Origin of the sequence: Shewanella avicenniae, assembly GCF_017354945.1 — a bacterium.
GTDB classification, from domain to species: Bacteria; Pseudomonadota; Gammaproteobacteria; order Enterobacterales; family Shewanellaceae; genus Shewanella; species Shewanella avicenniae.
This window is the reverse complement of the sequence record NZ_CP071503.1, coordinates 18,132-33,584: the sequence shown is the minus strand read 5'-3', so window position 1 is coordinate 33,584 and position 15,453 is coordinate 18,132. Positions and strand designations below refer to the sequence as shown.

15 protein-coding genes, 2 tRNA genes and 1 rRNA gene are annotated in these 15,453 nt (G+C 49.4%); 7 read left to right on the top strand and 11 right to left on the bottom strand.

Annotated elements, in window-relative coordinates; genetic code table 11:
* Positions 1–238: 238 nt before the first annotated feature.
* From JYB87_RS00165 to JYB87_RS00155, 3 genes are all read right to left on the bottom strand, one after another.
* A tRNA-Ala gene (locus tag JYB87_RS00165) sits at positions 239–314 on the bottom strand.
* 14 nt (positions 315–328) lie between these two features.
* Positions 329–405: transfer RNA gene (locus JYB87_RS00160), tRNA-Ile, on the bottom strand.
* Between the two features lie 81 nt (positions 406–486).
* Positions 487–2,029: ribosomal RNA gene (locus JYB87_RS00155) — 16S ribosomal RNA — on the bottom strand.
* Between the two features lie 414 nt (positions 2,030–2,443).
* On the opposite strand from JYB87_RS00155, the gene JYB87_RS00150 reads away from it, so the two are divergent.
* The gene (locus tag JYB87_RS00150) at positions 2,444–2,983 is read left to right on the top strand and encodes a gamma carbonic anhydrase family protein (RefSeq protein WP_207354930.1); all 540 of its coding nucleotides are present in this window, start codon (positions 2,444–2,446) and stop codon (positions 2,981–2,983) included.
* 14 nt (positions 2,984–2,997) lie between these two features.
* Here the strand turns inward: JYB87_RS00150 and JYB87_RS00145 are convergent, their stop codons facing one another.
* Together JYB87_RS00145 and aroE are read right to left on the bottom strand one after the other, a co-directional pair.
* Positions 2,998–3,258, bottom strand: a complete 261-nt coding sequence (locus tag JYB87_RS00145) for a DUF1488 family protein (RefSeq protein WP_207354929.1) — start codon at positions 3,256–3,258, stop codon at positions 2,998–3,000.
* The gene (gene aroE / locus JYB87_RS00140; protein WP_207354928.1) at positions 3,255–4,091 is read right to left on the bottom strand and encodes a shikimate dehydrogenase; all 837 of its coding nucleotides are present in this window, start codon (positions 4,089–4,091) and stop codon (positions 3,255–3,257) included. The genes JYB87_RS00145 and aroE overlap by 4 nt, the downstream gene beginning before the upstream one ends.
* A 151-nt stretch (positions 4,092–4,242) precedes the next feature.
* Between aroE and JYB87_RS00135 the strand changes: the two genes are divergently transcribed.
* Positions 4,243–4,674 (top strand): group II truncated hemoglobin, encoded by a 432-nt coding sequence (locus JYB87_RS00135; RefSeq protein ID WP_207354927.1) that lies wholly within the window; start codon positions 4,243–4,245, stop codon positions 4,672–4,674.
* Positions 4,675–4,703: 29 nt separating this feature from the next.
* On the opposite strand, the gene hemF is transcribed toward JYB87_RS00135, so the two are convergent.
* The 6 genes from hemF to JYB87_RS00105 form a co-directional block, all read right to left on the bottom strand.
* On the bottom strand, positions 4,704–5,615 hold the full coding sequence (gene hemF / locus JYB87_RS00130) for an oxygen-dependent coproporphyrinogen oxidase (protein WP_207354926.1): 912 nt from the start codon (positions 5,613–5,615) through the stop codon (positions 4,704–4,706).
* Positions 5,616–5,631: 16 nt separating this feature from the next.
* Positions 5,632–6,195: an L-threonylcarbamoyladenylate synthase gene (locus JYB87_RS00125; protein WP_207354925.1), complete on the bottom strand. Its 564-nt coding sequence runs from the start codon at positions 6,193–6,195 to the stop codon at positions 5,632–5,634.
* A gap of 89 nt (positions 6,196–6,284) precedes the next feature.
* Complete coding sequence (locus tag JYB87_RS00120; RefSeq protein ID WP_207354924.1) at positions 6,285–6,848, bottom strand: DNA topoisomerase family protein; 564 nt, start codon at positions 6,846–6,848, stop codon at positions 6,285–6,287.
* 152 nt (positions 6,849–7,000) lie between these two features.
* Positions 7,001–7,474, bottom strand: a complete 474-nt coding sequence (locus JYB87_RS00115) for a DUF494 family protein (protein ID WP_207354923.1) — start codon at positions 7,472–7,474, stop codon at positions 7,001–7,003.
* A gap of 2 nt (positions 7,475–7,476) precedes the next feature.
* Complete coding sequence (gene dprA / locus JYB87_RS00110; protein ID WP_456114976.1) at positions 7,477–8,577, bottom strand: DNA-processing protein DprA; 1,101 nt, start codon at positions 8,575–8,577, stop codon at positions 7,477–7,479.
* Positions 8,574–9,668 carry a LysM peptidoglycan-binding domain-containing protein gene (locus JYB87_RS00105; RefSeq protein ID WP_207354922.1) on the bottom strand — a complete coding sequence of 365 codons (1,095 nt, stop codon included), beginning with the start codon at positions 9,666–9,668 and terminating at the stop codon, positions 8,574–8,576. Before JYB87_RS00105 ends, dprA begins: the two co-directional genes overlap by 4 nt.
* Before the next feature lie 128 nt (positions 9,669–9,796).
* Between JYB87_RS00105 and def the strand changes: the two genes are divergently transcribed.
* From def to JYB87_RS00080, 5 genes are read left to right on the top strand one after another with little or no spacing between them, the layout of a single operon-like run.
* Positions 9,797–10,309 carry a peptide deformylase gene (gene def, locus JYB87_RS00100; RefSeq protein ID WP_207354921.1) on the top strand — a complete coding sequence of 171 codons (513 nt, stop codon included), beginning with the start codon at positions 9,797–9,799 and terminating at the stop codon, positions 10,307–10,309.
* Between the two features lie 24 nt (positions 10,310–10,333).
* On the top strand, positions 10,334–11,287 hold the full coding sequence (gene fmt / locus JYB87_RS00095) for a methionyl-tRNA formyltransferase (protein WP_207354920.1): 954 nt from the start codon (positions 10,334–10,336) through the stop codon (positions 11,285–11,287).
* A gap of 2 nt (positions 11,288–11,289) precedes the next feature.
* Complete coding sequence (rsmB, locus tag JYB87_RS00090; protein WP_207356547.1) at positions 11,290–12,573, top strand: 16S rRNA (cytosine(967)-C(5))-methyltransferase RsmB; 1,284 nt, start codon at positions 11,290–11,292, stop codon at positions 12,571–12,573.
* Between the two features lie 14 nt (positions 12,574–12,587).
* Complete coding sequence (trkA, locus tag JYB87_RS00085) at positions 12,588–13,997, top strand: Trk system potassium transporter TrkA (RefSeq protein WP_207354919.1); 1,410 nt, start codon at positions 12,588–12,590, stop codon at positions 13,995–13,997.
* 12 nt (positions 13,998–14,009) lie between these two features.
* The gene (locus JYB87_RS00080; RefSeq protein WP_207354918.1) at positions 14,010–15,452 is read left to right on the top strand and encodes a TrkH family potassium uptake protein; all 1,443 of its coding nucleotides are present in this window, start codon (positions 14,010–14,012) and stop codon (positions 15,450–15,452) included.
* Position 15,453 lies beyond the last annotated feature (1 nt).

Here is a 15,453-nt window from a genome sequence, read left to right as displayed (position 1 = left end):
ATCGCATGCACGACCCATATGGTTTGTTTTCGCCTTGATTGTGTCCTTTCGAACACATGAATATCCAAAACACTTGATTGAAGTATTTTGAGAACTCAATTTCGATTAAATATCGCTATTTAATCTCTACTATCAGCTTTCCAAATTGTTAAAGAGCAGGCTTAAAAAAGCCAAAGATAAATTCGAAACTTATCTTTGGCATTTCCGTTACCACGGAGCAAGTGTTCATCTTGAAAGATGGTGGAGCTATGCGGGATCGAACCGCAGACCTCCTGCGTGCAAGGCAGGCGCTCTCCCAGCTGAGCTATAGCCCCATTTTCAAGATTATTGGTGGGTCTGAGTGGACTCGAACCACCGACCTCTCGCTTATCAGGCGAACGCTCTAACCACCTGAGCTACAGACCCCTTACAGATTTCTCTGTTTTCTTGCTCTACATTTCATCAAGCAATCTGTGTGAACACTCATCAAATCGTATATCGCTTAGGTAAGGAGGTGATCCAGCCCCAGGTTCCCCTAGGGCTACCTTGTTACGACTTCACCCCAGTCATGAATCACACCGTGGTAAACGCCCCCCCGAAGGTTAAGCTATCTACTTCTGGTGCAACCCACTCCCATGGTGTGACGGGCGGTGTGTACAAGGCCCGGGAACGTATTCACCGCAACATTCTGATTTGCGATTACTAGCGATTCCGACTTCACGGAGTCGAGTTGCAGACTCCGATCCGGACTACGACCAGCTTTAAGAGATTGGCTCCACCTCGCGGCTTCGCATCCCTCTGTACTGACCATTGTAGCACGTGTGTAGCCCTACTCGTAAGGGCCATGATGACTTGACGTCGTCCCCACCTTCCTCCGGTTTATCACCGGCAGTCTCCCTAAAGTTCCCGGCATTACCCGCTGGCAAGTAAGGATAAGGGTTGCGCTCGTTGCGGGACTTAACCCAACATTTCACAACACGAGCTGACGACAGCCATGCAGCACCTGTCTCACAGTTCCCGAAGGCACTGAGGTATCTCTACCAGATTCTGTGGATGTCAAGAGTAGGTAAGGTTCTTCGCGTTGCATCGAATTAAACCACATGCTCCACCGCTTGTGCGGGCCCCCGTCAATTCATTTGAGTTTTAACCTTGCGGCCGTACTCCCCAGGCGGTCTACTTAATGCGTTAGCTTGAGAGCCCAGTGTTCAAGACACCAAACTCCGAGTAGACATCGTTTACAGCGTGGACTACCAGGGTATCTAATCCTGTTTGCTCCCCACGCTTTCGTGCATGAGCGTCAGTCTTTGTCCAGGGGGCCGCCTTCGCCACCGGTATTCCTCCAGATCTCTACGCATTTCACCGCTACACCTGGAATTCTACCCCCCTCTACAAGACTCTAGCTTGCCAGTTCGAAATGCAATTCCCAGGTTGAGCCCGGGGCTTTCACATCTCGCTTAACAAACCGCCTGCGCACGCTTTACGCCCAGTAATTCCGATTAACGCTCGCACCCTCCGTATTACCGCGGCTGCTGGCACGGAGTTAGCCGGTGCTTCTTCTGCGAGTAACGTCACAGCTAGCAGGTATTAACTACTAACCTTTCCTCCTCGCTGAAAGTGCTTTACAACCCGAAGGCCTTCTTCACACACGCGGCATGGCTGCATCAGGGTTTCCCCCATTGTGCAATATTCCCCACTGCTGCCTCCCGTAGGAGTCTGGACCGTGTCTCAGTTCCAGTGTGGCTGATCATCCTCTCAAACCAGCTAGAGATCGTCGCCTTGGTGAGCCTTTACCTCACCAACTAGCTAATCCCATCTGGGCCTATCCATTCGCGGAAGGTCCGAAGAGCCCCTCCTTTCCCCCGTAGGGCGTATGCGGTATTAGCAGTCGTTTCCAACTGTTATCCCCCTCGAATGGGCAAGTTCCCAGACATTACTCACCCGTCCGCCGCTCGCCGGCAGAGTAGCAAGCTACTCCCCGCTGCCGCTCGACTTGCATGTGTTAGGCCTGCCGCCAGCGTTCAATCTGAGCCATGATCAAACTCTTCAATTGAAAGTTTTGACTCTAATGAATTCTGTTCGTATGAACACTCTTCATAAAGTCGATAAATCGTTTGTCGATATATCAACCTGAGAGTGCCCACACAGATTGCTTGATAACTTGTTAAAGAGCAGCCTGAAGAACTCACTTCAGGTCAGGGCTGCGTATTCTACACTTCCCCGAGTCGGCGTCAAGCTTGATTTCAAACTTATTTTCGCCTTGCGATGAGTCATCCTCATCACCACCTCAACCGCCTTTGCTTTCGCGCTGTGCCGTCTCAGTGGGTGCGCATTATAGGGACATCAGAAATCCGCGCAAGTGGCTTTTTACGCTTTTTTGGCTTTTTTAGTTTGTTTGCTGACTATTTGAGCCAACTTGTTTATTTTTCACCATATAATGGGCAAAACATCAGCAAAGGAGCTCTTTATGAGTCAAAAGTTACGTGCTTATAAGGGCATGACACCAAAATTGGGCAAGGATGTGTACGTTGATGAAGCTGCAGTGCTTATCGGGGACATTCGTTTAGATGATGATGCCAATGTTTGGCCAATGGTCGCTGCGCGTGGTGATGTGAATTACATCAGTATCGGTAAGCGCACCAGTATTCAAGATGGCACTGTGTTGCATGTCACCCGTCGCAGCGAGTCAAATCCTGACGGCTACCCACTGATCATTGGTGACGATGTTACTGTGGGCCACAAGGCAATGTTGCACGGTTGCCAGATTGGCAATTGCGTTTTAGTCGGAATGGGCGCGGTTATTTTAGATAATGTGGTGGTAGAAGATAATGTGATTATCGCAGCCGGTTCTGTGGTGCCACCGAACAAACGTTTAGAAAGCGGCTATTTGTATGTGGGTAATCCAGCGAAACAAGCACGGCCATTACGCGAAAGTGAATTGGCTTTTTTACCTAAATCTGCGGACAACTATGTACGCTTAAAGAATGAATATCTCGCTGAGCTTTGACCCGGTCAGGCGACCTAGTGCAATTCTAGCTCGCCAGCTTGATTAAACTGCTCTTTCGCAAGCATCGCTTCGATCTCATCTTCAATGTCGAAGCGATATTGCTCAAAGCAATCGAGCAACTGATTTAGTGGAACAGGGCTGCCATTGAGTCGGGATAAATACTCCAGACTCACGACACATCTTAGCTTCATCCCCCCATCCATCACTGAACAGACAATTGCCTGGCGCGCACTGTCGAGCATAGCGTCATCATTAAAAATCAATTGTTGATTCATGCCGATGTCTCAAGTTGTTGTCTGAGCAGGCTAAGTACAGGGGCAACGTCAGGCATCACCCCACGCCAAAGGTTAAAGCTGTGCGCCGCTTGCCCCACCAGCATACCCAAGCCATCAATCGAGGCCTTTGCACCTTGCTCAAGCGACCATTGGTTAAATAAGGTGATCGCTTTGCCATACATCATGTCGTAGCAAACTGTGTGCTCCGCAATAATGTGCGCGGGAACCTCGGGGAGCTGACCATGTAAACTCGCGGAAGTGGAGTTGATGATGACATCATAGCCTTGTGCCAAAGCCGCTGCTGTTACTGCTTGGCAACGGTGTGGAGCAACCGCAGCCAATTGTTCGGCTTTTACCAGTGTGCGGTTGTAAATGTCGATACTCGCAACGCCAGCTTCCAATAATGGCAACAAACATCCTTTTGCAGCACCGCCAGCACCAATTAACAACACCCGCTTGTCCTCAAGAACTGTATACGCCAGTAGGTCGCTTACCAAGCCAAGCCCATCGGTGTTATCGCCTTGCAGTTGACCATTCTCCAGCTTGATGAGGGTATTGACTGCGCCGGCTAATTTGGCGCGCTCGCTTAACGTATCGCACATGGCGAAAGCTTGCTCTTTGAATGGCACGGTCACATTCGCACCTTTTGCTCGCACATCGGCAAAAAAACTACGGGCAGTTTGCTCAAACGCTTCAACAGGCGCGAGGATTCGTTCATAACTCAGCTGCTGCCCTGTTTGCTTGGCAAACGCTTGATGAATATCTGGGGATTTACTGTGTGCGATAGGATTGCCAAATACAGCGTATCTATCTGCTTGTTGCGGTTCAGCCATAAGAGAATCTGTCGCGTAGGTTGTGAGTGGAATATTTAGCCTCAGTGTAAATGGCCACCAGCAACGAGGCAATGTTAACAAGGCAACGATACGCTGCATCAAATCGGCATTGCCCGTTATAATGGCGGTAACGCAACTCAAAATAATCGGTATGAACTTTATTAAACGTTTACTCGGTAAACAAGCTGCTGCAGAGCGCGATCCGACACAATCAAATGCATATGACTTAATTGGCGGCGAAGCGACCATTCGCAACATCGCGCATTTGTTCTATCAAGAGATGCGCAGCAACCCAGCAACACAGGCGTTGCTCGCTATCCATCCGCAAACTCTGGATGAATCAGAACAGAAGTTGTTTGAGTTTTTAAGTGGCTGGTTGGGCGGACCGCAACTGTTTACCCAACGCCGTGGCGCGCCAATGTTACGGGCAAGGCACTTGTCATTTGCTATCGACGAACAGATGCGGGATCAATGGTTGCTGTGTATGAACGCTGCGTTAACGCAAGCAGTAAAAAACGCGGAACATCGCCGCGTTATTTACCAAGCAATTAGCCAACTTGCTGACCATATGCGTAACCAATAGCGCCGGATTACGCTATCAGGTAAGTCAGACTAATCAGCTAACCAGTCGCGCGGTTTGAGGAAGTCTTCATAGAGCTCAGCTTCAGGCGTCCCCGCTTCTGGCGCATAGCCATATTGCCAACGCACCAACGGCGGCATCGACATCAGGATTGACTCGGTGCGTCCGCCGGTTTGTAGCCCGAACAAGGTGCCGCGATCATAAACCAAGTTAAATTCCACATAGCGACCACGACGATAAAGCTGGAACTCTCGTTCGCGCGCGCCATATTCGGTATGTTTACGACGTTCGACAATCGGGCTATAACCCGCAATAAAGCCATTTGCAACGGCTTGCATAAAGTCGAAACAGCGCTCAAACCCACCTTGATTGAGATCATCAAAAAATAGACCACCCACACCTCGGGTTTCATTGCGATGTGGCAGGTAGAAATAGTCATCACACCATTTTTTGTAACGTGGATAGACATCGTCACCAAACGGCTCACACAACGCCTTTGCTTGACGATGCCACTGTTGTACATCTTCCAAAAACGGATAGTAAGGCGTGAGATCGAAGCCACCACCAAACCACCACACCGGATCGGCGCCCTCTTTGTGGGCAATAAAGAAACGCACATTGGCATGTGTGGTCGGCACATAAGGATTGAGTGGGTGGATCACCAGTGACACGCCCATGGCTTCAAAACTACGCCCCGCCAATTCAGGCCGATGAGCAGTTGCCGAGGCAGGCATTTGCTCACCCGTCACATGACTGAAGTTAACCCCTGCTTGCTCGAACACCGCGCCATTGGTCAACACTCGACTACGACCACCACCACCTTGGTCACGTAGCCAGCTGTCTTCAACAAATGTGGTGCTGCCATCCAACTGCTCTAACGCTTGGCAGATTTTATTCTGCAACTGAAGTAAAAAAGCTTTTACTGCACTGGAATCCGGAACCATGGGTTCTCCTGTCTACTTATCCCTGACGTAATACGTTACCGCTGCGAATATCAATGATGGTCGATGGCTGGCGTTGTTCGCCCAACTCCCCCACCACCACAGCATCTAAAGTGTCACCAAACATCTGTTGGATGGTATCGCTGTCTAACGCGGGATCTTCTCCCGCTGGATTGGCGCTGGTCGAAATCAATGGTTTACCCACCGTTTGACACAAAGTTTTGACTACCGGATGAGCGGATACTCGCACCGCGACAGTATCAAATTTACCGCGCACTAAGGTGGAAAGGCTTTGCTTGGCGGGGAAGATAAAAGTAAATGGCCCTGGCCAATACTGATGCGCGTGCGCAAGCTGCGCTTCAGTAATATTGGTTAAGTCCAGATACGGCCGTAGTTGCTCGAAGGTATCGGCCACCATGATCAGCCCTTTTTCCCAAGGACGTTGCTTGATATCAAGAATGCGTTGAACGGCAGCAAGGTTATCTGGGTCGCAGCCCAAACCAAAAACCGCTTCTGTGGGATAGGCGATTACACCGCCTTTAGCGACCAACTCAGCAACATCGGTCGCAGCGATCTGCAACATGCTCAATCCTTAACGATAAGGTGTTTAATAATGTAAGTGGCGGAATTATAACGCAGCGATAATGACTGACCAGTAAAACTTGAGCAAGATCACACCGGTCGTTTGTAGTTACAGCTTTTGCTTGGGCACTCCAATCGCTTGCCAGAGGCAGTTTTGCGCTCAACCAAAATCCTGAAGCCGCATTGAGGGCACGTCTCAGCATGAGGCGGGTAATTCACCACAAAACGACATTTGGGATAACCACTGCAAGCAAAGAAGGTTTTGCCATAGCGATTAGTTTTGGTTTCGAGAAAGCCGGTCTGACATTGCGGACATTGCACCTGCTGTTCGATGACATCTTGGGTGTGTTTTTCGATATGACGGCATTCTGGATAGTTGGTGCAACCGATAAAAATACCAAAGCGACCCGATTTCACAGCTAACTCAGCACCACAATCAGGACATTCAGAGCCGGGAATAGGCTGAGATTCAATCGATTCATGCTGAACAAGCGGACGACTATAATCACATTGCGGATAGTTGCAGCAGCCAAGGAAGCTCCCATGCTTACTATGGCGAATATTCAGCTCTGCACCACACTTGGGGCACAGTTCGAATTCTTTCTCCAGTGCATGCGCTTTCGCATTAAATAGCTGTTGATCTATCTTTGCCATAACTCGCCTTTCACTGCTGACGTTCTCTACAGCCCGCGGCTACAGAGTTTTACTAAAAACTTTGGCTGCAGTTTAACATAGCCAAGCGCCTTGTTTTGTGTATTAAAAAAGAGGCTCTTTTAGCCCCTTTCTTATTCATTCTGATGTTGCGCTTATGAGTGTAATCGCCCGTCGGGCTGCTCAAAGATCAGATCTTCCATCTGCGAATAGGCAGATTCGTTGCCGGGGGCATTAAACAGCACCATCAAAATGACCCACTTTAAGTCTTCCAACACAATTGCGGGCTCATCCAACTCCATCACTCGGTCAATCACCATCTCCCGAGTTTCAAAGCTGAGCACGTTAACTTGCTCCAGGAAGAACAGAAATCCACGACACTCCACATCAAGCTTATCCATTTCGGCAGCCGTATAGATACGGAACGCGTTTTTGTTGCTGGCGGTAAGGTAAGGCGATTCACTTTCTTGCAGGGCAGCAAGTCGCTCTAACCAGTTTAAGGCTTTTAAAATTTCAGACTGATGGAAACCAGCGCGAGTAAGCTCTTTGGTCAATTCATCTTCATCAACCATTAGCTCTACTTCACTATGGACGTAGTTTTCAAATAAATACATGAGGATATCGAACATGGCTAGCTCCTCTTAAGTCTAACGTAACCACCAGGTACAGCCGCTACAAACCCTTGTAGTTCAAGCTCAAGCAACTGTTCCAACACCAGATCTACCGCTATACCACTGTTTGCAACCACTACATCTACTGCTGTGGTTTCATACCCTACACTAGCTAACAGTGTTTTAAATGGCAACTCGGAGCTGTCTTCTTTGGTTAAATGGGGCTCAATCGGCAAAGATTCAAGGTGCGCCCGCAATAAAGGCGGCAGCTCTTCCACTATATCGGCCAGCGTGTCGACAAGTTTTGCACCATTTTTAATCAAATCATGACACCCTTGGTGGTCGCCCGCTAAGATACTGCCCGGTAAAGCAAAAACTTCTCGGCCTTGCTCACTGGCGAGTCTTGCGGTGATCAATGAACCACTTTTTCGGCGCGCTTCTATCACAAGCGTTCCCAGCGATAAGCCACTGATAATGCGGTTCCGCTTGGGAAAATTGCCGGCATAGGGTTTAACATCAGGCCAGAACTCGCTGATCAAGCAGCCAGACTGCATCACGTCGTCATAGAGCTTGCGATGACGCTTGGGATAAATCTGTTCCACGCCGGTACCCAGCACACCGAGCGTTCGCCCACCAGCCATCAAGCAACCTTGATGCGCGGCACCATCAATACCGGCCGCCATCCCGCTGACCACCACCAGCCCCAACTCTGCCAGTTGTCGGCCAAAATCATAGGCATGTTGCAGTCCATTGCGACTGGCATCACGACTGCCAACTAGCGCGATTGATGGTGCGACTAAGCTATCGATTTCGCCTTTACAAAATAACACGGTCGGCGCGTCATCAAGCTCAGCTAATAAGGGTGGGTAAAATGGGGAATGCGGTGTCACGATGAAGTGATGTTGAGAAGCGGCCTGCCAAGCTAAGGCTTGCTCGACTTTTTGTTCAGCCGCAGCGATATCGGACGCTTGCAGTCTAGACGACACCGATTGCGGTTCACATGCTAATCGGTGTCGTAATTGCTGCACATCCATGTGCTGAAGTAATTGCCAAATCCGCAGCGGGCCAAGCCCGGATACCGCACTGACAACTAACCAATCGACCAAATAGTCTTCGGTCATTCTCCTTTTAAAATAGCGTTTGGCTTAAACAGTTGGTCACCGACGCGCATTGGGCGTTGATCTACCAAGATGATGCCCAGCGCAGTTTTATCAAACACCTTAAACACCATCATTTGGCCACGATACAGTTTGGGTAATTGAATATCTTCACCCATTGCCGCTTTCAACTTGTCATATGCCGACTGATCAGCGGGTGCAACCGGAATACCATCGTTATCAAACACCACGGTCGCGCCAGGCTTGTACACGGTGAACACCTGACCCGGTTTTACGCCAGCGTTAGCGCCACGGTCAATATAGGCGACATCGAGCTTACCCATTTCGCGGATATTGCCATTAGCTGCCAACAGTGTTGCGCCCTCAGCTTCACCGGCCATTGGCATAAAATAGGCTGGTATCAAGGAGTCATCTTCAATCGACATCACCCGATAACCCGCTTTGGTTTCTTGGAAACTTCTGAAAAGCAGTACCCGCGACACATCACCACTTTCGATAACTCGGCCAGTGGCGGACAGAATAATTTCTTGCCCTAACGACTCACCGGTGGCGTCATCTTCAAACTTGCGCCCTTCTGCATAAAACGCCAGTTTAGTGCCTTCGGCAACATTGCCTTGCACATAAACCACATCACCATCTACATGATGATAAGAGGGGTTTTCACCACCTAAGACTTTAGGTTGCTCAGCTAACCACGCTTCATCCACCACACGGTTTTGCACTAGATAAGGTTGAATAACGGCGAGATCAATCGCGGGAACCGCATCGCCTTTGGGTTTGACCTGTCCTGTTGGACCGGATTTTTTAAAGGGTTTTGTGACTAATCTTGGCTCACCATCGATAAACACCAATGTGAGTCTATCCCCTGGATAAATAAGATGCGGGTTTGCAATTTGTGGGTTTGCTCCCCACAATTTTGGCCAGCGCCAAGGATCTTTGAGAAACATTGCCGAGATATCCCACAGCGTATCACCCTTCTTTACAACGTATGAGTCTGGGTGACCAGCTTTTAACGTGAGCACATCTGCATATGTTCCACCGCAGACAATTGCAAGCAACGCAAGTAGAGTAAACCTTTTCATGGGCCCGTCCATGTAGTCAACACATTAGGAAAAATGCGCTTTTTCTGTTATTGATCCCCGCTAACGATTAAAATTATGTCATTAGCACCAAAGAGTATAACCAAGTCCCTTGGTTTTAGCACGATTGTTAAGAGTTATATATGGCTTTGTTAAACGTATTACGCTATCCAGATGAAAGACTTAGAACAATTGCCAAGCCGGTCACTGAATTCGGTGCCGCTTTGCAAACCCAAATCGACGATATGTTCGAAACCATGTATGAAGAAAAAGGCATTGGTTTAGCGGCAACACAAGTCGATTTTCATCAGCAATTGATTGTGATGGACTTACAGGATGAGGTTGAACGCCCAAAAGTGTTTATCAATCCGACCATCATTAATAAAAGCGGTGACTTTTGTAACGAGGAAGGCTGTCTGTCGGTTCCCGGTGTTTATGCCAAAGTTGATCGCTGTGAATTTGTGACCGTTAAAGCGCTTGATCGCGACGGTAACGAGTTCACCGTAGCAGCTGATGGTTTGTTTGCAATCTGCATTCAACACGAGATGGATCACCTTCAAGGCAAACTCTTTGTTGACTATCTCTCACCATTAAAGCGCCAACGCATTCGCCAAAAGCTTGAAAAAGCCGCGCGTGCTGACGCTAAAAGCAGCTAATCGCCTCTAATTCAGGAACACGTTTTGAATTCGCTGAAAATTATTTTTGCCGGTACACCGGATTTTGCCGCACGCCATCTACAAGCGCTTATTGAAAGCGAACATGAAGTGATTGCGGTTTACACCCAGCCTGACCGCCCAGCGGGTCGCGGCCATAAGTTAACCCCGAGCCCAGTGAAAGTGCTGGCGCAGGAAAGCCAAATCCCGGTATACCAGCCGAAATCGTTACGCGACGAATCAGCTCAGCAGGTCTTGGCCGCATTAGACGCTGACATTATGGTGGTTGTGGCCTACGGGCTGATTTTGCCTCAAGTCGTGCTCGATACACCTAAACTTGGCTGTATCAATGTGCATGGTTCGATTTTGCCCAAATGGCGTGGCGCGGCACCAATTCAACGTGCGCTTTGGGCGGGCGATGCGGAAACGGGCGTGACCATCATGCAGATGAACGCCGGCCTCGACACGGGCGACATGTTGTTGATCAGCAAGTTACCAATTGAACCGACTGATACATCCGCCACCCTGTATAACAAGCTGGCTGAATTAGGGCCCATTTCATTGATCGAGGCGTTGAGCGGTTTAGCAGCAGGCACGCTCACTGCTATTCCTCAAGATGATAGTTTGGCGACCTATGCGGAAAAGCTCTCCAAAGAGGAAGCGCAACTAGATTGGCAGAAGTCAGCGGCAGCGCTATCGCGAGAAATTCGCGCATTTAATCCTTGGCCTGTTAGTTATTTCACGCTCAATGAACAAAACATTAAAGTCTGGCAAGCGCATGCGGAAGCGACCACCAGCGCTCATCCCGCTGGCACTATTTTAACGGCCAACAAGCAAGGGCTAACGATTGCCACCGCCGAAGGCCAACTGGTGATCACCGAGATGCAACTGCCGGGCAAGAAAGCGATGCCAGTGGCTGACATTCTGAATGCCAGAGGCGAATGGTTTGCCGAAGGTACGCAACTGGATAGCAAACTATGAGATTGAATATCCGCGCCCTCGCCGCCCAAGTTGTTTTCCAAGTGTTAGAAAACGGTGCTTCATTGTCCACGGTATTGCCGCAACATCAGGCACAGCTTAGTAACGGTAAAGATCGCGCCTTACTGGCCGAATTAAGCTACGGCGTGATGCGGGTATTACCGCAACTGGATAACTCTGTTAGCCAACGGCTGCAAAAGCCATTTAAAAACAAACAACGTCTATTACACCATCTGCTGTTGATTGGTTGTTATCAACTGTATTTCACTCGAATTCCGGCACACGCGGCGATTTCAGAAACCGTTGAAGCCTGTCGCCAACTTGGCTTTGAAAACCTCGTCAAAGTGATTAACGGCGTGTTGCGTAACATTCAACGCGCGGAAGAACCGTTAGAAACCAGCAATGAAACGCTAAAATACTGCTTCCCTGGCTGGATGGTGAAAAAACTCCAAGCCGCATATCCCGATAGTTGGCAACAGATTATTGAGCAAAGCCAGCAACGGCCACCAATGTGGCTACGCAACAACCAACGCCAGCAATCACGTGATAGCTATCTAGCGCAGTTAAACGCACTTGAAATCTCCGCAACAGCAGGGCTTACCGCCGATGCTATTTTGTTAGCGCAGCCAACCGATGTTGCTGTACTGCCCGGTTTTGCTGGTGGTAGCGTGTCGGTGCAAGACCAAGCGGCTCAATGGGCAGCCACCTTGCTGGAACCGAAGAATGGTGACTTGATTCTCGATGCCTGTGCGGCACCGGGAGGAAAGAGCTGCCATATTCTCGAATCTGCCGATGTGCGTTTAGTCGCGCTGGACAATGATGCAAAAAGATTGGAACGTGTTACTGAGAACTGCCAACGCTTGGGGTTAGATGCCACCATATTGTGTGCGGATGCCGCTAACATTGATGCGAGTTGGCAAGGTGAAAAATTTGATCGCATTTTATTAGATGCGCCCTGTTCCGCGACCGGCGTAATCCGCCGCCATCCCGATATCAAATGGCTCCGTAAAGCCAACGACATTGATGCGCTGCAATCTATCCAAGCCCAGATTCTAGACCATTGCTGGCAATGGTTGAAACCGGGCGGCACCCTGCTCTATGCAACTTGTTCCATTCTGCCACAAGAAAACAGCCAGCAGATTGATGCATTTGTCGCGCGCACGCCAGATGCATCATTAGTCGCCATCACAGCTTCACAACAAAACAGCACGACAGGCTGGCAAATCTTGCCCGGACAGGACAATATGGACGGGTTTTACTACGCCAAATTGGTTAAAGCTATCGCTTAGGAGCTTTTCGCGGCATGAAAATCATCATCCTCGGTGCAGGGCAAGTCGGCGGCACACTGGCTGAAAACCTTGTCGGAGAAAATAACGACATTACCATTATCGACAACGACCGTGCTCGCCTGCGTGCACTGCAGGATAAGTTCGATTTACGGGTCGTCGTTGGCCACGGCGCACATCCTGGTGTGCTGCAAGAGGCTGGCGCTGAGGATGCCGACATGTTGGTTGCAGTGACCAACAGCGATGAATGCAACATGTCCGCCTGTCAAATTGCTTATACCCTGTTTGGCACCCCAACCAAGATTGCGCGTATCCGTTCTGAGCAATATCTCGCCATTCAAGACAAGTTATTTATCGACAGCGAAACCAAAAATAGCGAAGCCAAATTGCGTGGCGGTTTTGTTATCGATGAACTGATCGCACCCGAGCAGTTAGTGATTACTTACATTCAACGGCTCATCGAATATCCTGGCGCTTTACAAGTCCGTGACTTTGCCGATGGCAAGGTCAGTTTGGTTGCGGTTAGGGCTTACTACGGTGGTCCTTTGGTGGGTAATGCGCTGGCGGCGCTCCGCGAACACATGCCAAATATTGATACCCGGGTTGCGGCAATTTTCCGTCAAGGTCGTGCGATCATGCCGCGCGGTACCACCATCATTGAAGCAGATGATGAAGTTTTCTTTGTTGCCGATAGTCGCCACATTCGTGCGGTAATGAGTGAGATGCAAAAGCTCGATAACTCCTATCGCAACGTGATGATTGCCGGTGGTGGTAACATCGGCTTAGGCTTGGCCAAAAAACTAGAACGTAATCATTCCGTCAAGTTAATCGAACATCGCCGAGAACGTGCTGAAGCGCTGTCTGAAGCGTTAGAAAATACCACAGTGTTTTGTGGTGACGCCTCTGATCAAGAGTTGCTATTAGAAGAACACATCGACCAGACCGACGTATTTATCGCCGTAACAAACGATGATGAAGCCAACATTATGTCGGCACTGCTGGCTAAACGCTTAGGTGCCAAAAAGGTGATGGTGCTGATCCAACGCGAAGCCTATGTGGATATTGTGCAAGAAGCCAATATCGACATTGCTATTTCTCCGCAGCAAGCCACCATATCTGCACTGCTAACCCACATTCGCCAAGGCGATATCTGTAACGTTTACTCTCTGCGCCGCGGCGCTGCCGAAGCCATTGAAGCAATTGCACACGGTGATGCGGGTACAAGTAAGGTGGTTGGACGTCAGGTAGGTGAAATCAAATTGCCGCCCGGCACCACTATAGGTGCGATCGTACGGAACGAGGAAGTACTGATGGCTCATGACCGTACCGTGATCGAACAAGGTGACCACGTCATTTTATTCTTAGTGAACAAGAAGTTTGTTGGAGAAGTTGAAAAACTGTTCCAACCTAGCGCCTTCTTCTTCTAAGTTGTTGTTGCCATGCTGAATTTCAAACCGCTGCTGTTTATTCTCGGGCTTTTTTTGTCGATGCTGACTGGATTTATGTTTATTCCGTTGGCATTGGCATTGGTCTATGGCGAAGAAACAGCAATGGCCTTTCTCATTTCAGCCATGGTCACCGGTATTGTCGCCAGTATTTGCGTCCATCGCGGCCAGAGTAAACATCTGCACCTTAATATTCGCGATATGTTTTTGCTGACCAGCCTGACGTGGTTTATCGTCAGTATTTTCGCGGCAATGCCATTCACTTTGTATCACGGTATTGGTTATACCGATGCCTTTTTCGAAACCATGTCAGGGGTTACCACGACCGGTTCCACCGTGTTATCTGGCCTAGATAAGATGGACCATTCGATTTTGGTGTGGCGCTCATTACTGCAATGGCTCGGCGGTATTGGCTTTATTGTGATGGCGGTAGCCGTACTACCATTTTTGAACGTTGGCGGGATGCGGCTGTTCCGCACCGAGTCCTCCGATTGGTCAGATAAGTCAATTCCCCGCACTCAAAGTCTCGCCAAGTATCTGTTTTTGGTTTACATCGGCCTAACCATCGCCTGTGCAGTTGCATACCATCTGGCGGGCATGGATTGGTTTGCTGCTGTAAACCACTCGATGACCACACTGTCTACCGGCGGCTATTCGACCTCTGACAGTTCGATGGCCGCATTCTCTGAGAACTGCCACTGGGTAGGGGTTGTGTTTATGGCTGCGGGTGGTTTGCCATTACTGGTGTTCGTGCAGACCATTCAACAACGCACCTTAAAGGTTTGGAATGATGCCCAAATCCGCGGTTATGTGTTGTTTCTCGCTGTTGTCTCTATCGGTCTAGCGTATTGGCTATTTGACACCCGCGATATTCAGTTTATTGATGCGCTACGACTCGCCAGTTTTAACGTGGTTTCCGTTGTCACTACAACCGGCTATGGCCTCACGGATTATGGCAGTTGGGGCGCATTGGCAAATATCGCCTTTCTGTTCTTGATGTTTGTTGGCGGTTGCTCCGGTTCAACGTCCGGCGGGATTAAAATCTTCCGGTTTCAAATTGCCGTGGCCATTATGCGCGAGCAGTTGAAGCAACAATTTCACCCGCGCGGTATCTTCCGCGAACGCTATAACAACCGGCCAATCAACGAAGAAATTGTGCGCTCGTTAGTAACCTTCATGATGTTGTTTGCATTGGTAATTGTGCTGCTGACCTTGGTATTGGTACTGTGTGGACTCGATCCGCTCACAAGCTTATCAGGTGCGATTACTGCAGTGACCAACGTAGGCCCCGGTTTAGGTGACACCATTGGTCCCGCGGGCAACTTTTCCACGCTACCTAACGTGGCCAAATGGGCATTGGCGATCGGCATGCTGCTGGGGCGGTTAGAGATTCTAACGGTAGCAGTACTATTTCACCCCAGCTTCTGGCGTTATTAAC